23 protein-coding genes are annotated in these 22,170 nt (G+C 68.8%); 18 read left to right on the top strand and 5 right to left on the bottom strand.

Going from position 1 to position 22,170, the window contains the following annotated elements; genetic code table 11:
- Positions 1–425 precede the first annotated feature (425 nt).
- The 11 genes from HJG44_RS02105 (at position 426) to HJG44_RS02155 (ending at position 8,503) form a co-directional block, all read left to right on the top strand.
- Entirely contained in the window at positions 426–722 is a 297-nt protein-coding gene (locus HJG44_RS02105) for an STAS domain-containing protein (protein ID WP_171216678.1), read from the top strand.
- Between the two features lie 5 nt (positions 723–727).
- A complete protein-coding gene (locus HJG44_RS02110) occupies positions 728–1,093 on the top strand; it encodes a response regulator (protein WP_171216679.1) in 366 nt (121 codons plus the stop codon).
- Positions 1,094–1,123: 30 nt separating this feature from the next.
- Entirely contained in the window at positions 1,124–3,337 is a 2,214-nt protein-coding gene (locus tag HJG44_RS02115; protein WP_171216680.1) for a chemotaxis protein CheW, read from the top strand.
- Positions 3,338–3,341: 4 nt separating this feature from the next.
- Positions 3,342–3,806 (top strand): chemotaxis protein CheW, encoded by a 465-nt coding sequence (locus HJG44_RS02120; RefSeq protein WP_171216681.1) that lies wholly within the window; start codon positions 3,342–3,344, stop codon positions 3,804–3,806.
- Positions 3,807–3,809: 3 nt separating this feature from the next.
- Positions 3,810–4,676: a CheR family methyltransferase gene (locus tag HJG44_RS02125; protein ID WP_171216682.1), complete on the top strand. Its 867-nt coding sequence runs from the start codon at positions 3,810–3,812 to the stop codon at positions 4,674–4,676.
- The gene (locus HJG44_RS02130; RefSeq protein ID WP_171216683.1) at positions 4,673–5,713 is read left to right on the top strand and encodes a protein-glutamate methylesterase/protein-glutamine glutaminase; all 1,041 of its coding nucleotides are present in this window, start codon (positions 4,673–4,675) and stop codon (positions 5,711–5,713) included. Before HJG44_RS02125 ends, HJG44_RS02130 begins: the two co-directional genes overlap by 4 nt.
- A complete protein-coding gene (locus HJG44_RS02135) occupies positions 5,713–6,102 on the top strand; it encodes a response regulator (RefSeq protein WP_171216684.1) in 390 nt (129 codons plus the stop codon). The genes HJG44_RS02130 and HJG44_RS02135 overlap by 1 nt, the downstream gene beginning before the upstream one ends.
- Positions 6,099–6,683: a chemotaxis protein CheD gene (locus tag HJG44_RS02140; protein WP_171216685.1), complete on the top strand. Its 585-nt coding sequence runs from the start codon at positions 6,099–6,101 to the stop codon at positions 6,681–6,683. Before HJG44_RS02135 ends, HJG44_RS02140 begins: the two co-directional genes overlap by 4 nt.
- Positions 6,684–6,731: 48 nt before the next feature.
- Positions 6,732–7,061 (top strand): hypothetical protein, encoded by a 330-nt coding sequence (locus HJG44_RS02145; protein ID WP_171216686.1) that lies wholly within the window; start codon positions 6,732–6,734, stop codon positions 7,059–7,061.
- 72 nt (positions 7,062–7,133) lie between these two features.
- Positions 7,134–7,433, top strand: a complete 300-nt coding sequence (locus tag HJG44_RS02150; protein WP_171216687.1) for a hypothetical protein — start codon at positions 7,134–7,136, stop codon at positions 7,431–7,433.
- A gap of 122 nt (positions 7,434–7,555) precedes the next feature.
- On the top strand, positions 7,556–8,503 hold the full coding sequence (locus tag HJG44_RS02155) for a hypothetical protein (RefSeq protein WP_171216688.1): 948 nt from the start codon (positions 7,556–7,558) through the stop codon (positions 8,501–8,503).
- Between the two features lie 3 nt (positions 8,504–8,506).
- Here HJG44_RS02155 and HJG44_RS02160 read toward each other — a convergent pair whose 3' ends face one another.
- The 4 genes from HJG44_RS02160 to HJG44_RS02175 form a co-directional block, all read right to left on the bottom strand.
- A complete protein-coding gene (locus HJG44_RS02160) occupies positions 8,507–9,601 on the bottom strand; it encodes an NAD(P)/FAD-dependent oxidoreductase (protein WP_171216689.1) in 1,095 nt (364 codons plus the stop codon).
- A gap of 42 nt (positions 9,602–9,643) precedes the next feature.
- Positions 9,644–10,486: an aldo/keto reductase gene (locus tag HJG44_RS02165; RefSeq protein ID WP_171216690.1), complete on the bottom strand. Its 843-nt coding sequence runs from the start codon at positions 10,484–10,486 to the stop codon at positions 9,644–9,646.
- 59 nt (positions 10,487–10,545) lie between these two features.
- Positions 10,546–12,159 carry a phosphoenolpyruvate carboxykinase gene (locus tag HJG44_RS02170; RefSeq protein WP_171216691.1) on the bottom strand — a complete coding sequence of 538 codons (1,614 nt, stop codon included), beginning with the start codon at positions 12,157–12,159 and terminating at the stop codon, positions 10,546–10,548.
- A gap of 129 nt (positions 12,160–12,288) precedes the next feature.
- Positions 12,289–13,083, bottom strand: coding sequence for a HugZ family pyridoxamine 5'-phosphate oxidase (locus HJG44_RS02175; RefSeq protein ID WP_171216692.1), 795 nt, complete (start codon positions 13,081–13,083; stop codon positions 12,289–12,291).
- Positions 13,084–13,346: 263 nt separating this feature from the next.
- Between HJG44_RS02175 and HJG44_RS02180 the strand changes: the two genes are divergently transcribed.
- The 5 genes from HJG44_RS02180 (at position 13,347) to HJG44_RS02200 (ending at position 17,125) form a co-directional block, all read left to right on the top strand.
- On the top strand, positions 13,347–14,048 hold the full coding sequence (locus HJG44_RS02180) for a response regulator transcription factor (protein WP_171217262.1): 702 nt from the start codon (positions 13,347–13,349) through the stop codon (positions 14,046–14,048).
- Positions 14,049–14,133: 85 nt separating this feature from the next.
- Entirely contained in the window at positions 14,134–15,855 is a 1,722-nt protein-coding gene (locus tag HJG44_RS02185) for a sensor histidine kinase (RefSeq protein WP_246735994.1), read from the top strand.
- Positions 15,852–16,310 carry an HPr kinase/phosphorylase gene (locus tag HJG44_RS02190; RefSeq protein WP_171216693.1) on the top strand — a complete coding sequence of 153 codons (459 nt, stop codon included), beginning with the start codon at positions 15,852–15,854 and terminating at the stop codon, positions 16,308–16,310. Before HJG44_RS02185 ends, HJG44_RS02190 begins: the two co-directional genes overlap by 4 nt.
- Positions 16,311–16,397: 87 nt before the next feature.
- Positions 16,398–16,799: a PTS sugar transporter subunit IIA gene (locus tag HJG44_RS02195; RefSeq protein WP_171216694.1), complete on the top strand. Its 402-nt coding sequence runs from the start codon at positions 16,398–16,400 to the stop codon at positions 16,797–16,799.
- A gap of 8 nt (positions 16,800–16,807) precedes the next feature.
- A complete protein-coding gene (locus HJG44_RS02200) occupies positions 16,808–17,125 on the top strand; it encodes an HPr family phosphocarrier protein (protein WP_171216695.1) in 318 nt (105 codons plus the stop codon).
- A gap of 6 nt (positions 17,126–17,131) precedes the next feature.
- Here the strand turns inward: HJG44_RS02200 and HJG44_RS02205 are convergent, their stop codons facing one another.
- Complete coding sequence (locus tag HJG44_RS02205; protein ID WP_346767064.1) at positions 17,132–17,839, bottom strand: gamma-glutamylcyclotransferase; 708 nt, start codon at positions 17,837–17,839, stop codon at positions 17,132–17,134.
- A gap of 119 nt (positions 17,840–17,958) precedes the next feature.
- Here HJG44_RS02205 and ahcY point away from each other — a divergent pair, with 119 nt between their 5' ends.
- Together ahcY and HJG44_RS02215 are read left to right on the top strand one after the other, a co-directional pair.
- Complete coding sequence (ahcY, locus tag HJG44_RS02210; protein ID WP_171216696.1) at positions 17,959–19,386, top strand: adenosylhomocysteinase; 1,428 nt, start codon at positions 17,959–17,961, stop codon at positions 19,384–19,386.
- Between the two features lie 349 nt (positions 19,387–19,735).
- Positions 19,736–22,165 carry a sensor histidine kinase gene (locus tag HJG44_RS02215; protein ID WP_171217265.1) on the top strand — a complete coding sequence of 810 codons (2,430 nt, stop codon included), beginning with the start codon at positions 19,736–19,738 and terminating at the stop codon, positions 22,163–22,165.
- Positions 22,166–22,170: the final 5 nt, after the last annotated feature.

Below are 22,170 nucleotides of genomic sequence, written 5' to 3' on the forward strand. Positions count from 1 at the left end.
ACATGCGGCGCGGCCTGCGCCCGGCCCCGCAGGACTGGTTAAGCCGACATGGTTTCCGACCGGTTAACCGCGTCGTCCCGGCGGCCGAGCGCGGCCGCCTCACGTCAGAGAAGTTTTAGCAAATTGAGCTTACCGACTGTCTTCAACCACAAGGGGAGATCTGTGGTCCGGGCCGCCGTGATCAGCCATCTCGAAAATACAGGCGACCCCCATCATCGCGTTCGGGACCGTCATCCTCAGCTTCCGCCCGCACGCGGCCGGCGGGCTGCCGTTGCCGCCGGGACGGCCCGCCGAGAAGGCGGCCGTTAATCGGATGGACCCGCTTGCGCAGCAGAATGGCGCGATGGCCGAGCGGCCGGCCGCGGCGTCCCGGCCGCGCAAGCCGGAGCGGCGGAAGAGCTGGAAAGAGTTGTGAGAGAGGAACGATGCAGGCGGCAACAGAATCTCAAGCAGAGACCCTGAAACTTCGCTCCGTCCTCGACCTCACGGCGGCCGCGCCGCTGAAGGCCGAGTTCGGTGCGCTGCGCGGCAGGCCCGTGCGCGTGGACGCATCGGACGTGGACCGCCTGGGGGCGCTCTGCCTCCAGGTGCTGATGTCGGCGCATTCGACCTGGACCTCCGACGGGGTGCCGTTCTCCCTGGGCGGCACCTCCCCGGGCTTCGAGGAAGGGCTGGATACGCTCGGCGCCTCCTTTCTCCTGTTCTCCATCCCGCGGGAGTGACCTCGTTGAGCAAGACAATCCTGACGATCGACGATTCCCGCACCATGCGCGACATGCTGATGCTGGCCTTGTCGAACGCCGGCTACCGGGTGGTGCAAGCGGTTGACGGCGTGCACGGCCTCGAAGTGCTGGGCGCCGCCGCCCCCGACGTCATCATCACGGACATCAACATGCCCCGGATGGACGGGTTCGGCGTGATCGAGAGCGTCCGCAAGGACGACCGGCACCGCGCCACGCCGATCCTCGTCCTCACGACCGAGAGCGATGCGGCCAAGAAGGAGCGGGCGCGTGCGGCCGGGGCCACCGGCTGGATCGTGAAGCCGTTCAATCCCGAGAAGCTGGTCAGCGCCATCCGCCGTGTGGCGGCCTGATCCGAGCCGCATCGAGCCGAGGGTGGCGACGTGGATCCTCTAGCCTCCATCAAGATCACCTTCTTCCAGGAATGCGAGGAGCAGCTCGCGGAGCTCGAGACGGGGCTCCTGACGATGAAGGACGGGGAGACCGATCCGGAGACCGTGAATGCGGTGTTTCGGGCCGTCCATTCGATCAAGGGCGGGGCCGGCGCCTTCTCGCTGACCGAGCTCGTGCGCTTCGCGCATGTGTTCGAGACGGTGCTGGACGAGATGCGGGCGGGGCGGCTCGCGCCGGACGGCCGCATCCTCGACGTGATGCTGCGCGCCGCCGACGTGCTGGCGGATCTGGTCCGCGCGGCGCGCGACGGTGGCACGGTGGACGAGGATCGCTGCCAGGCGCTGATCGCCGAGCTCGGCGCGCTCACGGGCGTGCAGGAGGCGGCGGTCGATGACGGCTTCCTCGACCTCGACTTCGCGCCGATCACCGTTTCCGTCGATGTCGGGGAGGAGCCGGAGCCCGCCGCCGCGGCCGGGCTCGAGATGGCGGAGGGGGCTCCCGCGGCGGAGAAGCTGGTGGTGGCGTTCCGCCCGCGCGCCGCGCTCTACGCCAAGGCGAACGAGCCGGCCGTGCTGCTGCGCGAACTCGCCTCGCTCGGCAGGGCCGAGATCACGCTCGATGCGTCGAGCCTGCCGCAGCTCGACGAGCTCGAGCCGGAGGCCGCCTATCTCCACTGGGTCGCGACGGTCGAGACCGATGACGAGGCCGCGATCCGCGAGGTGTTCGATTTCGTCGAGGGCGATTGCGAGCTGAGCATCGCGCGTGTGCCCGACGATTGCGAGCCGGTTGCCGCGAGGCAACCGCCCGTGGACGAGGCGGAGACTGCCGGGGAGCTCGACATCAAGGCGCTGATCGCCCGTGCGACCGGCGGCGCGACGCAGACCGCCGCGGCCGCCCAGGCAGCGCCCGCCGCGCAGGTCATCTCCCTGAGGGATCACCCGGCTCGGGCCCCGGATATGTCGGCCAGGAAGGAGGACGGGCACGCGGTCGCCGCCGCCTCGCCCACGATCCGTGTCGACCTGGAGCGCGTTGACCGCCTCATCGACCTGGTCGGCGAACTCGTGATCAACCAGGCCATGCTCGCCCAGCGCGTGCTCGAGAGCGGGCTCGCCCGCTCCTCCGGCATCGCGGTCGGGCTCGACGACCTGGAGCTCCTGACCCGCGAGATCCAGGACAGCGTGATGGCGATCCGCGCCCAGCCCGTGAAGTCCGTCTTCCAGCGCATGCCGCGGCTCGTGCGCGAGGTCGCTCACGCGACCGGCAAGCAGGTCCGTCTCGTCGTCGAAGGCGAGGGGACGGAGGTTGACAAGACCGTGATCGAGCGCCTGACCGATCCGATCACGCACATGATCCGCAACGCCATCGACCACGGCCTCGAGCCGCCCGAGAGGCGGATCGAGGTCGGCAAGCCCGCCGAAGGCGTCGTCCGCCTCTCCGCCCTCCACCGGAGCGGCCGCATCGTGATCGAGGTGGCCGACGACGGCGGCGGCATCAACCGCACGCGCGTCCGCCAGATCGCGGTCGACAAGGGCCTGATCTCGCCGGACGCGAACCTCTCGGACGAGGAGACGGACAACCTCATCTTCATGCCGGGCTTCTCGACCGCCGAGACGATCTCTGACATCTCGGGCCGCGGCGTCGGCATGGATGTCGTGCGGCGGTCGATCCAGGCGCTCGGTGGGCGCATCAGCATCGCGTCGCGCCCGGGCCAGGGCTCGACCTTCACGCTCAGCCTTCCGCTCACGCTTGCGGTGCTCGACGGCATGGTGGTCTCGGTCGGCGGCCAGACCTTCGTGCTCCCGATCACGACCGTGATGGAGACCCTGCAGCCGAAGCCCACGGAGGTGAGGAGACTTGAGGGTAGCGTGCCGCTCCTCCTCGTCCGCGACCGCTATGTGCCCATCCTCGATGTGGGGCACCGGCTCGGCTACCGCGCCGGGCCGATCGAACCGACGGAGGGGGTGGTCCTGCTCGTCGAGGGCGAGGACGGCCGCAGCGCCGCACTCCTCGTGGAATCGATCCTCGGCCAGCGCCAGGTGGTCATCAAGAGCCTGGAGGCGAACTACCAGCGCGTGCCCGGCATCGCTGCCGCCACCATCCTGGGCGACGGCCGCGTCGCTCTCATTCTCGACGTCGATGCGGTGATCTCGGGCCCAACCTCGGAGCCCGCGCTGGCCGAAACCCGTCTCCTCGCAGCAGGCTGATCCGATGAGCCCCGAGATGGTCATGCACGGGTCCGACCGGAAGGAGCTGATTGCCTTCCGAATCGGCTCCCAGGAGTTCTGCGTCGACATCCAGTCCGTGCGGGAGATCCGCGGCTGGACGCCCGCGACCCCGCTGCCGCATTCGCCGGGCTTCGTTCGCGGGGTCATCAACCTGCGCGGCGCCGTGCTCCCGGTCGTCGATCTCGCGGCCCGGCTCGGATTGCGCAGCACGGAGCCGACCGCCCGCCACGTGATCATCGTCTCGCGGATCGGCGCGCAACTCGTCGGCCTGCTGGTCGACGCGGTCTCCGACATCCTGACGGTCACGGACGACACGCTGCAGCCGACGCCGCACGTCGCCTACGACGCCGAACGCGCCTTCGTGAAGGGCCTGCTTCCCGTCGACGGCCGGCTGATCAGCCTCGTCTCGCTCGACCGCATCCTCCCGGACCAGGCGGAGGCAGCCTGATCCATGGCGACGTCTCCAGTGAGGCAGGCCGAGCGTTCGATCGTCGGTGGTGAGTTCCCCTTCACCGATCACGACTTCAGGCAGATCGCCGCCATGCTCTACGCGGATGCCGGCCTCGCGCTGCCGGAGAGCAAGGCGACTCTGGTCTATTCGCGGCTCGCGAAGCGCCTGCGCGCGCTGGGGCTCGAGAGCTTCCGCCAGTATTGCGCGCTCGTCTCGGAGGCGGAAGGCCACGGGGAGCGGCGCAACATGCTGGCCGCGCTCACGACCAACGTCACCCGCTTCTTCCGCGAGCCGCATCATTTCGAGCATCTCAAGACCGAGGTGCTGCCGCGCCTCCTCCAGAGCGCGCGGCAGGGTGGACGCGTCCGCATCTGGTCGGCCGGCTGCTCGACCGGTCAGGAGCCCTACTCGATCGCGCTTACGGTCCTGTCGCTTATGCCGGAGGCGCCCGACCACGACGTGAAGATCCTGGCCACGGACATCGATCCGAACGTGGTGATCACGGCGCGGCGCGGGATCTATCCGCAGAACGAGGTTGCGCCGATACCGGCCGATCTCGCCCGACGCTGGATGCTGCCCCGCGAGGGCGGTGCGCTGGAGGTCGGGGAGGCGATGCGGGAGCTCGTCGCCTTCCGCGAGCTGAACCTGATCGGCCAGTGGCCGATGAAGGGCCGCTTCGACGCGATCTTCTGCCGCAACGTCGTGATCTATTTCGACGAGCCGACGCAGCACCGGATCTGGGGCCGCTTCCGCGGCCTGCTGCAGCCGGGCGGCCGGCTCTATGTCGGGCATTCCGAACGCGTGACGGATGGCGGGTTCCGCAGCGACGGCCTCACGACCTACGCCCTCATCGGAGGCCGGACATGACGAAGACCACCGTCCTGGTCGTCGACGACTCGCTGACCATGCGCAGCATCGTGTCCGCGATGCTCCAGAGCGATCCCGAGATCGAGGTGGTCGGCACCGCCGGGGATCCTCTGCAGGCGCGCGAGGCCATCAAGGCGCTCAATCCCGACGTCGTGACGCTCGACATCGAGATGCCGAACATGAACGGCCTCGAGTTCCTCGAGAAGATCATGCGGCTCCGGCCCATGCCGGTCATCATGATCTCGACCCTGACGCAGCAGGGCGCGGATGCCAGCATCCGGGCGCTGGAGCTCGGCGCCTTCGACTGCGTCGGCAAACCCTCGGGGGGCGTGACCGCGGCCGAGGCCTTCGCCGAGCTGCCGGCGAAGGTGAAGGCGGCGAAGCGCTCGCGGCCCCGGCAGGCGAACGTGGCGGGGAAGCCGCCCGCCCCGGCGCAGGGCTTCGAGCCGAACGGCAAGGTGGTGGCGATCGGCTCCTCCACGGGCGGCGTCGAGGCGCTTCTCACCATCATCTCGCGCTTTCCGGCGAACTGTCCGCCGACGGTGATCACCCAGCATATGCCGGCGACCTTCACGGGCAGCTTCGCCCAGCGGCTCGACCGTTTCAGCGCCGCCAGGGTGGCAGAGGCAAAGGACGGTGCGCCGCTCCTGCCGGGCCATGTCTACCTGGCCCCGGGCGGCTCGACGCATCTGGAGATCTCCGGTTCCACCTCGTTCCGCTGCCGCCTGCGCGAGAGCGGGCTGGTCAACGGCCACCGCCCGTCGGTCGACCGCCTGTTCGAGTCCGTCACCGCGACCGTCGCCGAGAACGCCGTCGGCGTGATCCTGACCGGCATGGGGCGGGACGGCGCCCAGGGCCTGCTCGGGATGCGGCGCGCCGGCGCCGCCACCATCGGACAGGATGAACCGACCTCGGTCGTCTACGGAATGCCCCGCGTCGCCTTCGAGATCGGCGCGGTCGAGCGGCAGCTGCCGCTGTCGAGAATCGCCGGGGAGGTGCTTCGGCTCTGCAATCAGCATTCGGAGGAGAGGGTCTGATGCCCGCCGCCAAGAACATCAGCGTCATGATCGCCGACGACCAGGCGTCGATGCGATCGCTGATCCGGAACAGCCTGGAACAGATCGGCTTCGTTGACATCCGCGAGGCACGGGACGGTGAGGAATGCCTGAGAGGCGTGATCACCCGCCCGGCCAATCTCGTGATCTCGGATTTCAACATGCCCAATCTCGACGGGATCGGGCTTCTGCGCTCCATTCGCGTCCATCCGCCCACCAGCAAGATCGCCTTCATCATGCTGACCGGTCGGACCGATATCGAGCTCCTCAAGCGGGCCAAGGAATACGGGGTGAACAACTACGTGGTGAAGCCGTTCACGGTTGCGGGCCTGAAGGAACGGATCGAAGCCGTATTCGGTAAGCTTTCGTGAACGGCGCCGCGCGGGCTCTCGTCTCCACCGGCGACGGTCTCGATCCCTGCGCCCGGCGCATCCACATCGTGCAGGGCGAGTACGAGGTGAGCCGCGACCCGAACGTCGTCCTGACGACGCTGCTCGGCTCCTGCGTCGCGGCCTGCATCCACGACCCCGTCGCGGGGATCGGAGGTATGAACCACTTCCTCCTGCCGGACGCGGATGGCGGGAGCGACAGCGAGCACATGCGCTACGGCGTGAACTCGATGGAGCTCCTGATCAACGGTATCCTGAAACTCGGCGGGCGACGCGACCGGCTCCACGTCTGGCTATTCGGCGGCGCGCGGCTTTTCGATCGGCTGACGGATATCGGATCGAAGAATGCGGATTTCGCAGAAGCTTTCATCCGGCGCGAGGAGTTGATCCCGATGGGCGGCAGCCTCCGGGGCAGCAAGGCGCGGCGCATTCAGTTCTGGCCGGTTGCCGGCCGCGCACGCCAGCTCCTTCTCAGCAAGGCCGATCCGGCCGTGCTGAATCCGCCCGTCCCCACCCAGGTCCTGCCGTCAGCCGAGGCCGGATCGGACGTCGAGCTGTTCTGAGCGGAGCGGCGCAACCCCATGTCTTCGAGCGAGCCGCGATCCATCGGATTGACCCGCGTCCTCGGCACGCTGCAGCACGAACTCGCCGCGCTCGCCGGGATGAGCGACGAAGTGCAGGAGACCCTGTCGGATCTGCTCGGCGCGATGCAGCTCTCGAACGCGGACCTCGTGGCGATCCAGAACCTCGACCTGATTGCCCAGCACCTCGCGGCGCTCGCGACCTATGTGGAGCGCCTCTCCGAGCAGGTGCCGCCGGATTGGACCGTCTTTCCGGAGCGTGCTGCCTCGGAGGTGAAGCTCTCCGCTCTCGCGCACCGCCTCTCCTTCCACTCGCCTTCCGAGGCCGCCGAGGACCCGGACGACCCGCTCCTGTTCTGAGCCGATCTGCGCCGCCGGTTGTCCGGCACGACTCCCGCGATCACGCAACGCGGTCGCGGACTGCGATTTGCCTTGCCGAAGAACCCCCGGCCGGGCATTGTTGCCGGGATGTCCGTCGTCACCATCGCGCTCCTGGTGTTGGCGATCATCGGCACCGCCCTCTTCTGCGTGGCGCTGGGGATCTACAACCGCCTCGTCGTGCTCACGAGCATGCTCGTGGAGCTGCGCGAGCTCGCCGCCGGCAGCCAGGGCGAACTCGTCCAGACGAAGGAGGGGATCGGCAAGGTCCGCAGCGATCTCGGCCGGCTCGTCAACAACGCGAACGCCGCCTCAGAGATCGTCCGCACGGTGACGCGGCTTCCGACGCGCTGACCTGAGGCTCGTCGCCGGTCCAGGGGACGGGATCGGGCATACCCTTCTATCCTGAGACTCTCCGCAGGCCATGCACCGCTGCCGCTTGCCTTCCGGGCGCCGACCGGCATGGCTCGGCCGTGATGAATCGCATCCTCCAGCCGCTGGCCGTGATCGGCCGCTATGGAACCCAGGGCTTTGTCGTCAGCCTGCTGGTCGGGCTCTCGCTGCCATGGCTCGCGGCGGCGGCACGGCCGCTCATAGGGGTTTCGGTCTTCGTCTTCCTCCTGACGAGCTTCCTGCGGCTGAACGGGCAGGCTTTCCTGGCCGTCCTGCGGTCGCCGCGGCGCCTCATCCTGTCCGTCGCCTGCACGCTGCTCGTGCCGGGCATCGTCGTCTCGGCCGTGAAGGCCCTCGCCGGGCCGGACCTCGTGGATCCGGGCCTCGGGCTCGGGCTCGCCATCTATGCCGCCGCCCCGCCCATCATGTCCTCGCCCGCCGTCGCGATGCTGCTCGGGGTCGAGCCCGCCCTGATTCTTGCGACGGTGCTCCTGACGACGGTGGCGGCTCCCGTCCTGTCCCCGATCGTCGCGGACGTGGTGGCGGGCGGCTCGGTGCCGCTGGACCTCACGGTTCTCGTCACCCGCCTCGTCGCCATCGTGGGCGGGGCGCTGCTCACCGGGATCGTCCTGCGGCGCCTTCTCGGGCCGGCCCGCATCCAGGCCCATTCGCGCAGCCTCGACGGCATCGGGGTGCTGATGTACGGGCTCTTCGCCATCGCGGCGATGGACGGCGTGCTCGCGGCGGCATTCGACCGGCCCGGCCGGGTCGCGGCCTTCCTCGGCCTGTCCGTCCTGCTCTCGGTGACCGGCTACCTTGTCGCCTGGCTGCTCCTTCGGCCGGTGCCTCCGGCCGAGCGCGTCGTGCTCGGCTACGCGACCGGCCAGCGCAACATGGGCCTCCTCATCGCGGCGCTCGGGGCGAGCGCGCCGGAGACCACGTTCCTGTTCTTCGCGCTGTCGCAGTTCCCGATCTATATCGGCCCGCAGGTCATCCGGCTCCTTGCGGGCCGTCTGCTCCCCGGGCGCTGAGCCTCACTCGCCGATGCGCGCGCACACGTCGAGCGCCAGCGACAGCGCCGAGGTGAGGCCGGGGCTCTCGATCCCGAAAAGAGCGACCAGGCGGGGCAGCCCGTGCTCCTCCGGACCCTCGACGACGAAATCGGCCGGCTTCTCGCCCGGGCCGGTCAGCTTGGGCCGGATGCCGGCGTAATCGGGGACGAGCGCGCCGTCCGGCAGCCCCGGCCAGTAGCGGCGGATCGAGGCATAGAAGGAGCCGGCGCGCTCCGGGCGAACCTCGTAGTCGAGCCGGTCCACCCACTCGACATCCGGCCCGAACCGCATGCGGCCGGCGAGGTCGAGCGTGAGGTGGGTGCCGAGGCCGCCGTCCACCGGGGCCGGGTAGATCAGCCGCCTGAAGGCGGGCTTCCCGAGGCAGCCGAAGTAGTTGCCCTTGGCATAGACGAGCGGCGGGATGCGATCGGGCGGGTATCCGTCTGTCGCGCGGGCCAGCGCCTGGGCGCCGAGCCCGGCCGCGTTCACGACCGCATCCACGGTCATGCTGCCGCTGTCGGCTCCGCGATATTCCACCTCCCAGCCGAGCGCCGTATGGGAGAGGCGCGTGATCTCGGCGTTGAGCGCGAGATTGCCGGAGGCATCCTCGACATCGCCCTGGAGAGCCAGCATGAGGGCATGGCTGTCGACGATTCCGGTTTCCTCCGACAGCAGCGCGGCGATGCAGGACAGGTTCGGCTCGAGCGTCTTGGCGCGGTCGGCCTCGATGAGGGACAGCCCGTCGACGCCGTTGGCGAGCCCTTGCTGGTAGATCCCTTCGATCTTCGCGAGCTCGAGCTCGGAGGTCGCCACCACGAGCTTGCCGCAGCGCTTCGCCGGCACGCCGTGGCTCTCGCAATACTCGTAGAGGAGTTCGCGTCCGCGCACGCAATGGCGCGCCCGCAGCGAGCCGGTCGGATAGTAGAGCCCCGCATGGATCACCTCGCTGTTGCGCGAGGAGACTCCCGACCCGATGCCGGCCTCGCGGTCCGCGATGATGACCGAATGACCGCTGCGGGCGATCGCCCTGGCGCAGGCGAGGCCGATCACTCCGGCCCCGATGACAAGCACTTCCATGGCGATCAGGTCTGGGAGGGCGGCGAAGCGGGCATGGCTGCCCTATAGCATCTCGAGGGGGCGCGGGCGCGTGGGCGGCGGGAAGGCCCGGTCGATCTCGGCGCAGTCCTCGGGCGTGAGCCGGAGACGGAGCGCATCATGGTTCTCGCGCAGATGGGCGGGGCGTCCGGCCTTCGGGATCGCGATCACGCCCTCCTGCCGCAGCACCCAGGCGAGCGCCACCTGGGCCGGCGTGGCCCCGTGTCGCGCAGCCACCTTGGCGAGCACGGGCTGGCGCAGGATGCGGCCCTGCTCGATGGGCGAATAGGCCATGAGCGGGACGCCGCGGGCGCGGCAGGCGGGCAGGAGGTCGTATTCGATGCCGCGCCGGCTCAGGTTGTAGAGCACCTGGTTCGTCGCGACCGCCGCTCCGCCAGGCAGACCCTCGAGCTCCGCCATGTCCGCCGGGTCGAAGTTGCTGACCCCCCAGTGACGGATCTTTCCGCCCCGGACGAGCGCCTCGAAGGCCTCGAGCGTCTCCGAAAGCGGGACGTTTCCGCGCCAGTGCAGCAGGTAGAGATCGATCCGGTCCGTCCGGAGCCGGGCGAGGCTCCGCTCGCAGGCTCGGATCGCGGCTGTCCGCCCGGCATTGCTCGGGAGCACCTTGGAGACGAGGAACACCTCGTCCCGGCGCCCCGCGATGGCCTCGCCGACGAGCGTCTCGGAAGCTCCGTCGGCATACATCTCGGCCGTGTCGATGAGGGTGAGGCCGAGATCCAGCCCAAGCTGGAGCGAGGCGATCTCGTCGGCCCGCCTTCGCGCATCCTCGGCCATCATCCAGGTGCCCTGGCCGAGCACCGGGACGGCCTCGCCGGACGGAAGCTTCAGGGTCGGGACCTGCATCATGGTGGCCCTCAACGAAAAAGGCCCGGGCGGGCCCGGGCCTCGGCTGATCCGAGCTGCGTTCAGGCAGCGATCGACATCTGCGGCTCGGCCGCCCGGACGTCGGCGTCCACATGCGCCTCGAACCGCTTGAAGTTCTCCTGGAACATGGAGACGAGCCGCTTCGCGGTCTCGGCGAAGGCGGCCTTATCCGCCCAGGTCTTCACGGGATACAGGATGTGCGGCTCGACGCCCGGCACAGAGGTCGGGACCGCGAAGCCGAAATAGGGGTCACGCCGGAAATCGGCCTTGGCGAGGGAGCCGTCGAGCGCGGCCGTGAGCAGGCGGCGGGTCACGCGGATCGGCATGCGCCGCCCGCCGGTCGCCACGCCGCCGCCGGTCCAGCCGGTGTTCACGAGCCAGCAATCGACATGGTGGCGCTGGATCAGTTCGCGCAGCAGGTTGCCGTAGACCGAGGGATGGCGCGGCATGAAGGGTGCGCCGAAGCAGGTCGAGAAGGTCGCCTCCGGGCCCTTCAGGCCCTTCTCGGTGCCCGCGACCTTGGCTGTGTAGCCCGACAGGAAGTGGTACATCGCTTCCGCCCCGGTGAGTTTCGCGATCGGGGGAAGCACGCCGAATGCGTCGGCCGTGAGCATCACGATGTTCTTCGGATGGCCCGCGCGGCCGCTCGTCGAGGCGTTCGGGATGAAGTCGATCGGGTAGGCGCAGCGCGCGTTCTCCGTCTTCGACGCGTCGTCGAAATCGGGCATGCGGGTCACCGGATCGAAGACGACGTTCTCCAGCACCGTGCCGAACCGCTCGGTCGTGGCGTAGATCTCCGGCTCCGCATCGCGCGACAGGCGGATGGTCTTGGCATAGCAGCCGCCCTCGAAATTGAAGATGCCGTTCGGCCCCCAGCCGTGCTCGTCATCACCGATGAGGATGCGGTTCGGGTCGTTCGACAGGGTCGTCTTGCCGGTGCCGGAGAGACCGAAGAAGATGGCGGAATCGCCGTCCCGCCCGGCGTTGGCCGAGCAGTGCATCGGCATAATCTTCTTCGCCGGGAGCACGTAGTTCAGGTAGGTGAAGACCGACTTCTTCATCTCGCCCGCATAGGACGACGACCCGATCAGCACGATCTTGCGGCTGAAGTCGCAGGCGATGATCGTCTCCGACCGGCAGCCGTGCCGAGCCGGATCGGCCTTGAAGCTCGGCAGGTCGATGATCGTCAGGTCCGGCGTGTAGGACGGAAGCTCGCTCTCGTCCGGCCGGATCAGCAGGTTGCGGATGAACAGCGAGTGCCACGCGTACTCGGTATAGACGCGGGCCTTGACGCGGTAGGTCGGATCGGCTCCGCCGTAGAGATCCTGCGCGAAAAGCTGCTTGCCCTCGGCGTGCCTGAGGAAATCCTCCAGGATCGTGTTGAACTGATCCCGGGTGATCGAACCGTTATTGTCCCACCAGATCTCGTTCTCGGTGTCGGCGTCCCGGACGATGAACTTGTCCTTCGGCGATCGTCCGGTATGGATGCCGGTATCGGCAGCCAGCGCCCCGCCATGGATGAGGTGCGCCTCGTTGCGGGCCAGGGCGTGCTCGACCAGCGCCGGCGCGGTCAGGTTCCAGTGCACGCCCTTCAGCTGGCGAAAGCCGATCTTGTCCGCACCGAATGACTCGTTGTGCCGGCCGATATTTTCCAAGGACGTATCCTCCGGGACAGCTTCGTGCGCTATCGCACAGAACTCGAAGATGTCGCACGCAAACGGGTTCGTTCAAACGGGCATTAGCCGAAAGGCCCTTGTCGTCACAAGGGCGTCGCGCACGCATTCTTAACCGCGCGACCTCGCCTCGGCAGCAAGCGCGACGAGCACGCGGCGCAGCGCCGCTGCCGTGGTAACCCGTTCGGGGAAGGGGATGCGCGCGGTCTCGGTGCCGAGATCGATGTCCATCCCGAGCGGGTCGATGCCGGTGACGCGCCAGGGCCCGTCCTGGCACCCGGCCGTCGCGACCGCGAGACGCCGCACGGCGTCCGCATGGTCCTCGTTCAGATGGGCGACCGCTCCTTCCTCGGCCGCGACGAGGTCGGCAGCATCCGACAGGTCGCAGGCGAGGTCCTCCACCCTGATCTGGCCCGCCCGGGCGAAGCCTCCGTTGGGGTGATATCCGCGCGCGGTCACGCGGAAGAAGGAGAAGTCCGGAAAGTCTGCGTAGAGCCTCGCCTTCGGATGGCGGGCCAGGAAGCGGCGGCGCGCGGACGGCGCATGCGTCCTCTCGGCGCGGCCGGATACGGTGAGGCGGCGCGTATCGGCCATCGGGTCCCCCTTGCCAGGCGAGGCCAGAAGCAGGGATACGCGCGGGTCGGCCTCCATGTTGCGCGTGTGCAGCGCGAGCCGGGACGCCAGGAAGACCACCGAGCCGTCGATATCGGTCGCGACGTTGGTGAGAGAGGCGAACGGCCAGCCCGATGTTGGGTCCAGGGTCGCGAGCGTTGCCGTACGTGCCGTCCTGAGCAGCTCGCGAGCCATCGCGACCGGGTCGAAATCCGCCGGCGGCGTCCCGCCGAGCTCCAAACCGAGCGGCGTAACGGCTAGGTCGGCATCCGGTCGGATGGGCGCAGTGGACATGGAGCGGGTCTCCTTGGGATGCCGGTTGCTGGACGGGACGGCCGCAGACTGAAACCGTAAACGTGCGGAGCTGGGTCGAACCCGGCCGCCGCAAGCGCGTTTCCACCGCTCATAAATCCCGTTCGGGGCTGGGGAATTGGTATTCGACCCGCTCTGCCTTATTTAGCGGCTGGCGACCATGCGCTTCGGCGCAGGTGGACAACGGACCAAGCGGGTGCGACGAGCCGGATCTCCGGCGCGACGCACCGGATCGAGGAGACATGATGCCAACCATCGCCCTCGTGGACGACGACCGCAACATTCTGGCTTCCGTATCCATCGCCCTGGAGGCGGAGGGCTACCGGATCCAGACCTACACGGACGGCGCCTCCGCCTTCGACGGCCTTCGGCAATCTCCCGCAGACCTCGCCATCCTGGACATCAAGATGCCGCGCATGGACGGCATGGAGCTGCTGCGGCGGCTGCGGCAGAAGTCCGACATCCCGGTCATATTCCTGACCTCGAAGGACGAGGAGATCGACGAGCTCTTCGGCCTCAAGATGGGGGCGGACGACTTCATCCGGAAGCCGTTCTCGCAGCGTCTCCTGGTGGAGCGCGTGAAGGCGGTCCTTCGCCGCGGCGCCCCGAAGGACGCCGCGGCTCCGCGCGAAAGCGACACGGCCAAGGCGCTCGAGCGCGGGCAGCTCGTCATGGATCCGGAGCGGCACTCCTGCACCTGGAAGGGCGAGCCGGTGACGCTCACGGTCACGGAGTTCCTCATCCTCCAGGCGCTCGCGACGCGGCCCGGCGTGGTGAAGAGCCGCAACGCGCTCATGGATGCGGCCTATGACGATCAGGTCTATGTCGACGACCGGACGATCGACAGCCACATCAAGCGCCTGCGCAAGAAGTTCAAGGCGGTCGATCCGAGCTTCGACATGATCGAGACGCTTTACGGTGTCGGTTACCGCTTCAAGGAGGCCTGAGGAGTCGGCTTTCGGCTCCGACGAGCAATCGCCGCTGCCCGGGACGCCGGCGGGGGAGGCCGGCCCATCCGCGGGCGGCCCGGGTTTGAAGCCCCGCGCGGGCGCATCCGCCCGGCTGCGCGGGTTCGGGCGCTGGCTGCTGGGCCGCGCCTCGTCGAGCCTGACCCGCCGCATCGTCGTCCTCAATCTGGCCGGCCTCGTCGCGCTCCTGGTCGGCTTCCTGACCCTGAACCAATTCAGACAGGGGCTGATCGAGGCGCGGGTCAACAGCCTCCTGATCCAGGGCGAGATCATCGCCGGCGCGATCGCGTCCTCGGCGACCGTCGAGTCCGGGTCCGTGACCATGGATCCCGACCGGCTGCTCGAGCTCCAGGCGGGCGAGGGCGGGGGACAGCCGGACGAACCGTTCTCCCCGCTCCAGTTTTCGATCAATCCCGAGCGCGTCGCGCCGCTTCTGCGCCGGCTCGTCACGCCGACCGGCACCCGCGCCCGCATCTATGACCGCGACGGGACGCTCACGCTGGATTCCCGCACCCTCTATGCGCGCGGCGATCTCCGGGCGGAGCCGGCTCCCATCCCGAAGCCGCCCAAGCCGAGCCTGATCGAGCAGGCCTGGAACCTTCTCAGACGCCCGTTCGAGCGCGAACGGCCGGCCCTGGACGACGTCGGCCCGGTCGACGCGCGCAACCTTCCGGAGGTGCAGAGGGCTCTCGGCGGGCAGACGGCCTCTTCCGTTCGTGCCAACCGCCAGGGCGAGACCATCGTGTCCGTCGCCGTTCCGATCCAGCGGCAAGGCGTGGTCCGCGGCGCGCTGCTCCTCTCGACCCAGGGCGGCGACATCGACGCGACCATCGCGTCCGAGCGCTTCCAGCTTCTCCAGGTGTTCCTGGTCGCAGCGCTGGTGATGATCCTGCTCTCCGCGCTGCTCGCCGGCGCGATCGCCGGACCCGTGCGCCGTCTGGCGGAGGCGGCCGAGCGCGTCCGCCGCGGCACCAAGGCCCGGCAGGAGATTCCGGATTTTACGCGCCGGTCCGACGAGATCGGCCATCTGTCCGGGGCGCTTCGCGAGATGACGGCGGCCCTCTACAACCGCATCGATGCAATCCAGTCCTTCGCCGCCGATGTCGCGCACGAGCTGAAGAACCCGCTCACATCCCTGCGCAGCGCCGTCGAGACCCTGCCGGTCGCCAAGACGGACCAGACCCGCGAGCGGCTCATGTCGATCATCCAGCACGATGTCCGCCGCCTCGACCGGCTGATCAGCGACATCTCGGACGCGTCGCGCCTCGACGCGGAGCTCGCACGGGCGGAGGCGGAGCCGATCGACATGCGCCGGCTCGTCGAGACCGTCGTGTCCATCGCAAACGAACGGCGGCGCCCGCATGAGCCGGTGATCGAAGTCTCCGTCGAGCAGGGCGCGCCGGAAGCCTTCACGATCATCGGGCACGATTCCCGGCTCGGCCAGGTGTTCAACAATCTCTTCGACAACGCCCGCTCCTTCTCGCCGCCGGACAGCATCATCCGGGTGGAGGTCGCCCGGCGCGGGCGCGAGGTCGAGATCACGGTGGACGACGAGGGGCCGGGCATCCCGCCTCATGCGGTGGAACGCATCTTCGAGCGCTTCTATACCGACCGGCCGGACCACGGCTTCGGCCAGAATTCAGGCCTGGGCCTCTCCATCTCGCGCCAGATCGTGGAAGCCCACCGCGGCACGATCCGGGCCGGAAACCGTCCGCCCGCGCCCGATGGCACTCCCCGCAAAGGCGCGCGCTTCGTTGTACGGCTCCCCGCAGTCAAGCCGGCATGAGCGCCTCGGCCGCGACAATCCATGCGACCGCCCTCGTCCTCGGCGAGGACGGGATCCTCCTTCGCGGTTCGGCCGGGGCGGGAAAGTCCAGCCTCGCCCGGGACCTCGTGCAGCGCGCGCGGGAGACGGGGCGTCATGCCGCCCTGGTCGCCGACGACCGCGTTGCGCTCGCGGCCGCGCATGGCCGGGTCCTCGCCCGTCCTCCATCGGCCATCGCGGGCCTGCTCGAAATCCGGGGGGTCGGCATCGTGCGGGTTCCGTTCGTCGAGGCAGCCGTCCTCCGCCTCGTCGTGGATCTGGAGCATGTGCCGGCCCGGCTTCTGGACGAGGACGCGGGGTCCGTCAGCCTGCAAGGCATCCCGCTGCCCCGGATCGCGGCCGACAGGGCTTCGGCGCTGGGATCCGTGATGTGGCGGCTCGGCCACCTGCATGATCCTTTTGTGACCGTTCCTTGAGCAAAAGGTCGCAATGCTCTTGCGTCTGCCACTGCACTGCACAAAAATGATCTCTTCCGCCCGTATGGGTGAGGACCAAGTTCGCGCATGATCGGTATGGTGCTCGTGACCCACGGGCAGCTTGCGACGGAGTTCCGCGCCGCGCTGGAACACGTCGTCGGGCCTCAGGAGCAGATCGAGACGATCACGATCGGTCCGGAGGACGATATGGAGACGCGCCGCCAGGACATCATGGCGGCTGTCTGCCGGGTGAATACCGGCTCGGGCGTGGTGGTGCTGACCGACATGTTCGGCGGCACGCCCTCGAATCTCGCGCTGTCATGTATGAACGGCGGGTCGGTCGAGGTCGTGGCCGGGATCAACCTGCCGATGCTCATCAAGCTCGCCTCCGTCCGCGACGAGGAGGGCCTGAAGGACGCCGTCCTCCATGCCCAGGAGGCTGGCCGCAAATACATCAACGTCGCCTCCCGCGTCCTGGCCGGAAAGTAGCTGCCTGCATGGACGCCGAGACGGAGGACTGCCCGCCTGCCGAGATCCCGGAGGGTGCCCTCTATCGGGACCTGCTCATCGTCAACAAGAAGGGACTGCACGCGCGCGCTTCCGCCAAATTCGTGCAGACGGTCGAGCGCTTCGATGCGGCCGTGACCGTGACCCGCTGCGGCGAGACGGTCGGAGGCCGGTCCATCATGGGGCTGCTGACGCTCGGCGCCGCCAAGGGCACCACCATCACGGTCGTTGCGGCCGGGCACGACGCGGCGGAAAGCCTGGCCGCCATCGCGGCGCTCGTCGAGAGCCGCTTCGGAGAGGACGAGTAGCCCGTCTCAGGCGCTTCGCCCCGACCGCCGCTCGATCTCGGTCTCCAGTCGCTCCAAGGCCGCGTCCCTGACCTGGAGCGTGCGCAGAATGCGCACCGTCCGTTCGAAATAGTCGAGGCAGGATCCGAGTTCTCCGGATGCGGCGAGGATCCGCTCTGCGGTCTCCGCCTCGCCGAGCTTGCCCGAATAGCGCTTGTGACCCTGGTTCACGACGAAGGTCACGGCCCGGACCGGGCCCTCCTCCGTCGCGACCGTGACCCACCGGGCCAGATAGGCGCCGGACAGCATCTCCCGACGCCACACGAGCAGCAACTCCTCCCGTGCCTCCGCGGCCGGGATGCGGAAGGCCACGCCGCGGCAGGTGCCGCCGCGGTCGAGGGCGAGCATCAGGCCCGGGCAGTCCGGGCTGCCGCGCCCGCGCGAGAGCCACAGGCAGAAGCGCCGGTGCCAGCCCCGCACGGTCCCGAGCCGGCGCTCCTCGAACCGGAAGGCCGGGTTCCACATCAGCGAGCCGTAGCCGAACACCCACACGTCCTCTCCCGGCGGATGGCCGGCGAGCGTCTCGGCCAGCGACGCCTCGATCTCCGCGTCGGAGCGGATCGGGAAGTCGGGCGTCGCCCGCGCGCGGATCGCCGCGAGGTGGCTGCCGTCCCGCAGCCGCTCGCGCGTGATCACGAAGCCCTCGCGGCCCGTCCGCGGCTCGCCGTCGCTCACCGTGCCGCGCTCGGGACTGTTCGGAACAGATATAAAGACATCTTTATATGTTGATTGCCACGGAGGCGGACCGCTGCTATAGGCGCGCTATCATCCATCATCGAGAAAGTGCCCCGCTCATGTCGCAGCCGTTGAGGAAGGTCGAGTCCACGGGAGATTACATCGTCGCCGATATCGGGCTTGCCGCTTGGGGACGGAAGGAACTCGACATCGCCGAGACGGAGATGCCGGGCCTCATGGCGGTGCGGGCCGAATATGGTCCGGCGCAGCCGCTGAAGGGCGCCCGCATCGCCGGCTCGCTGCACATGACCATCCAGACGGGCGTCCTCATCGAGACCCTCGCGGCGCTCGGCGCCGATATCCGCTGGGTCTCCTGCAACATCTACTCCACCCAGGACCATGCCGCCGCCGCGATCGCCGCCCGCGGCATCCCGGTCTTCGCCCGCAAGGGCGAGAGCCTCGTCGACTACTGGGACTACACCCGCAAGCTCTTCGAGTGGGGCGACGGCGGGATGCCCAACATGATCCTCGACGACGGCGGCGACGCCACGCTCTTCGTCCATCTCGGCGTCCGGGCCGAGGGCGGCGACACGGCCTTTCTCGACAAGCCCGAGAGCGAGGAGGAGGAGATCCTCTTCGCGCTGCTCAGGAAGACCCTGGCCGAGAAGCCGAAGGGCTGGTTCGGCGAACTCGCCAAATCCATCCGGGGCGTGTCGGAGGAAACCACGACCGGGGTCCACCGCCTCTACATGATGGAGAAGGAAGGCCGGCTGCTCTTCCCGGCGATCAACGTCAACGACGCGGTCACCAAGTCGAAGTTCGACAACCTTTATGGCTGCCGGGAGTCGCTCGTGGATGGCATCCGCCGCGGCACCGACGTCATGATGGCCGGCAAGGTCGCGATGGTCGCGGGCTTCGGCGATGTCGGCAAGGGCTCGGCCGCTTCCCTCCGCAACGCCGGCTGCCGCGTGCTCGTCTCGGAGATCGATCCGATCTGCGCTCTGCAGGCCGCGATGGAAGGCTACGAGGTCGTCACCATGGAGGACGCGGCGCCCCGCGCCGACATCTTCGTCACCGCGACCGGCAACAAGGACGTGATCACGATCGATCACATGCGGGCCATGAAGGATCGGGCCATTGTCTGCAACATCGGCCACTTCGACAACGAGATCCAGGTCTCGGCGTTGAAGAACCTGAAGTGGAACAACATCAAGCCGCAGGTCGACGAGATCGAGTTCCCGGACGGGCACCGGATCATCCTCCTGTCGGAAGGGCGGCTGGTGAATCTCGGCAATGCGATGGGCCACCCCTCCTTCGTGATGTCGGCATCCTTCACCAACCAGACGCTCGCCCAGATCGAGCTCTTCACCAATCCGGGCAAGTACGAGAACAGGGTCTACACGCTGCCGAAGCACCTCGACGAGAAGGTCGCCATGCTGCACCTGGAGAAGATCGGCGCGAAGCTGACGAAGCTTCGGCCTGACCAGGCGAGCTACATCGGCGTATCGGAGACCGGGCCCTTCAAGCCGGATCATTATCGGTACTGAGGCGGACCCGACTCGTCCGGCTGTTGCGGACGAGTCACGCTCGAGCCGGCTGTTCCGGAGCCGGCCACAAAGATGGCGAAACCGCTTCCGGGCGGAGTCGGCGGCAAACTAGACTGCAGCGATTCGCGAGGGATGGATCCCCCCATTCCTCGCGATTCAGGCCTGCCGCGATGAGCCGCCCAGTCATTTTCAGACATAGACGAACCGTCCGAAGCGGCCGCCCAGCCGCTGCCGGATCCCGGCGCCGGCCCGGACAGCCGTGACGGCGGCATCGTGGCGCCGGCCCCGGCGCCGTCACTCTCAGGTCGTGTTCCAGTCTCTTCGCCTGCTCCTGCTCATCGGGCCCGGCATGGGCGCCTGTGCGAGCGCGGCCGCGGGTCCCCTCGACCTGCTCAACGCAGACTTCCTGCCTTCCCTGCTGTGGTTCGATCCGCGCTCGGCTTTCGGCTTCGCGATCCTGACCGGGCTCGTGATCTTCTCCACGACGCTCGCCATCCTGCACATCCGCGAGCGCCGGATCTGGACGGAGCGGGAGCGCGATCTCACGGCGGAACTCGACCATCTGCGCGATGCTGCCGAGCGCGCTGAGCTCCTCATGGGGTCGGACCGCCAGGCCGTCGTGCTCTGGTCCGGACGGGATGGCGGTGTGGCGGTCGAAGGGGATTTCGCCTCGTTCGTCCAGCCGGCGAGCCCGGGGCGGCTCCTCGCCTTCGGGTCGTGGCTCCTGCCGCCCGATGCCGGACAGATCGAGGCCGCCGTCGAACGGCTGCGCGATCGCGGCGAAGGCTTCCGCCTGGTCGCCCGTTCGGCGGAGGGCCGCTTCATCGAGGCGGAGGGGCGGGCGGTGGGCGGTCGCGCGCTCCTGCGCCTGCGCGAGGTGACGGGCTACCGGGCCGATCTCCTCAGGACGGAGGAGGAGCAGGCCGAGATGCGCCGTCGCCTCGACACGCTCCGCGCCCTTCTGGATTCGATCGACCAGCCGGTCTGGCTGCGCGGGCCCGACGGCCAACTCACTTTCGCCAACAGGGCCTATTGCGCGGCGGTCGAGGCGGCAGACGCCGAGGACGCCTGCCGACGTTCGCTCGAGCTGATGGAGCGCGGCGACCGCGCGGAGGCGGCGCGCCGGCGCGAGGCGGGGGAGGTCTTTCGGGCTCGGGTCGCGGCCATCGTCGCAGGCGCGCGTCGCGTGCTCGACATCACCGAGGCTCCGCTTCCGGCGGGCGCGGGCGGCATCGCCCAGGACGTTTCGGAGCTAGAGGCCCTGCGGGCCGACCTGCAGCGCCTCATGAAGGCGCATACCCGCACGCTCGACCAGTTCCCGACCGCAGTGGCGATGTTCGATTCCGCGCAGCGGCTCGTCTTCCACAACGCAGCCTACCGCCAGCTCTGGCATCTCGACGACGCATTCCTCGGCTCGCGCCCCACGGATGGCGAGATCCTGGACCGCCTGCGCAGCCTGCGGCTTCTGCCGGAACAGGCCGACTATCGCGCCTGGAAGGCCGGGATGCTCGACGCGTACCGCTCGCTCGAGCCGCGCGAGACGTGGTGGTACCTGCCGGACCGGCGCACGCTGCGGGTCGTGGCCAACCCGAACCCGCAGGGTGGACTTACCTACCTGTTCGACGACGTGTCGGACAGGATGCATCTGGAATCGCGCTACAACTCGCTCATCAAGGTCCAGAGCGAGACCCTGAACACCCTCTCCGAGGGCGTCGCGCTGTTCGGCGCGGACGGGCGGCTGCGGCTGTTCAATACCGCCTTCGCCAAGCAGTGGCGGCTCGAGGCCGCCGCGCTCGCCGGCGAGCCGCACGTCTCGAAGATCGTGGAGCTCTGCGCAGCCCTGTCTCCACAGGACGGCTCCTGGGCCGATCTCACGGCCGCCGTCTCCGGCTTCTCGGACACGCGGCTTCGGGTGGAGACCCGCATGGAGCGGCCGGACGGATCCGTCCTCGAATGCGCGGCCGAGCCTCTGCCTGACGGCAGCACGCTCCTCACCTTCGTGGACGTGACCGCGAGCGTGAACGTGGAGCGCGCGCTGACGGAGCGGAACGAGGCGCTCGAGCTTGCCTCTCGCCTGCGCAACGAGTTCGTGCACCACGTCTCCTACGAGCTGCGCTCGCCGCTCACCAACATCATCGGCTTCACCGAGCTCCTTGGGGCCGAGACCATCGGCGAGCTGAACGAGCGCCAGCGGGAATACGCGGCGCACATCATGCAATCCTCCGCCGCACTGCTCGCCATCATCAACGACATCCTGGACCTCGCCTCCATCGACGCGGACACGATCGAGCTCGCGCGCGAGCGCATCGACATCCGGGCGACGATCGAGGCGGCTGCGCGCGGCATCAACGACCGGCTCGTCGAGGACCGGCTGAACCTCGTGGTGGACGTCCCGGCCGATATCGGCTCCTTCACGGGAGACGCCAAGCGCGTCCGCCAGATCCTGTTCAATCTCCTGTCGAACGCGGCCGGCTTCTCCTCGCCCGGCCAGACCATCACCGTTCGGGCCCGGCGCGAAGGAGGCGACATCGTGCTGTCGGTAACCGACCACGGCCGGGGCATCCCCGAAGAGGTGCGCGAGCGCGTCTTCGACCGCTTCGAAAGCCACACGGCCGGGTCCGGGCACCGCGGGGTCGGGCTCGGCCTCTCCATCGTGCGCTCCTTCGTCGAGCTGCATGGCGGCCGTGTCGAGCTCCAGTCGTCGCCGGGTGCCGGCACGGTGGTGACCTGCTACTTCCCGGCCGAGGATGGCGGCCCGGCGGAGCGGATCGCCGCCTGAGGCGC

The organism is Enterovirga aerilata, from assembly GCF_013044135.1.
In the GTDB taxonomy this organism is placed as follows: Bacteria; Pseudomonadota; Alphaproteobacteria; order Rhizobiales; family Beijerinckiaceae; genus Enterovirga; species Enterovirga aerilata.

Excerpts from the sequence above, each read along its gene's own strand:
- HJG44_RS02215 (WP_171217265.1), top strand. The coding sequence starts at position 19,736 with ATGGGCGCCTGTGCGAGCGCGGCCGCGGGTCCCCTCGACCTGCTCAAC.
- HJG44_RS02105 (WP_171216678.1), top strand. The coding sequence starts at position 426 with ATGCAGGCGGCAACAGAATCTCAAGCAGAGACCCTGAAACTTCGCTCC.
- HJG44_RS02180 (WP_171217262.1), top strand. The coding sequence starts at position 13,347 with ATGCCAACCATCGCCCTCGTGGACGACGACCGCAACATTCTGGCTTCC.
- HJG44_RS02165 (WP_171216690.1), bottom strand. The coding sequence starts at position 10,486 with ATGATGCAGGTCCCGACCCTGAAGCTTCCGTCCGGCGAGGCCGTCCCG.
- HJG44_RS02200 (WP_171216695.1), top strand. The coding sequence starts at position 16,808 with ATGGACGCCGAGACGGAGGACTGCCCGCCTGCCGAGATCCCGGAGGGT.
- ahcY (WP_171216696.1), top strand. The coding sequence starts at position 17,959 with ATGTCGCAGCCGTTGAGGAAGGTCGAGTCCACGGGAGATTACATCGTC.
- HJG44_RS02120 (WP_171216681.1), top strand. The coding sequence starts at position 3,342 with ATGAGCCCCGAGATGGTCATGCACGGGTCCGACCGGAAGGAGCTGATT.
- HJG44_RS02135 (WP_171216684.1), top strand. The coding sequence starts at position 5,713 with ATGCCCGCCGCCAAGAACATCAGCGTCATGATCGCCGACGACCAGGCG.
- HJG44_RS02175 (WP_171216692.1), bottom strand. The coding sequence starts at position 13,083 with ATGTCCACTGCGCCCATCCGACCGGATGCCGACCTAGCCGTTACGCCG.
- HJG44_RS02190 (WP_171216693.1), top strand. The coding sequence starts at position 15,852 with ATGAGCGCCTCGGCCGCGACAATCCATGCGACCGCCCTCGTCCTCGGC.
- HJG44_RS02155 (WP_171216688.1), top strand. The coding sequence starts at position 7,556 with ATGAATCGCATCCTCCAGCCGCTGGCCGTGATCGGCCGCTATGGAACC.
- HJG44_RS02195 (WP_171216694.1), top strand. The coding sequence starts at position 16,398 with ATGATCGGTATGGTGCTCGTGACCCACGGGCAGCTTGCGACGGAGTTC.
- HJG44_RS02125 (WP_171216682.1), top strand. The coding sequence starts at position 3,810 with ATGGCGACGTCTCCAGTGAGGCAGGCCGAGCGTTCGATCGTCGGTGGT.
- HJG44_RS02130 (WP_171216683.1), top strand. The coding sequence starts at position 4,673 with ATGACGAAGACCACCGTCCTGGTCGTCGACGACTCGCTGACCATGCGC.
- HJG44_RS02160 (WP_171216689.1), bottom strand. The coding sequence starts at position 9,601 with ATGGAAGTGCTTGTCATCGGGGCCGGAGTGATCGGCCTCGCCTGCGCC.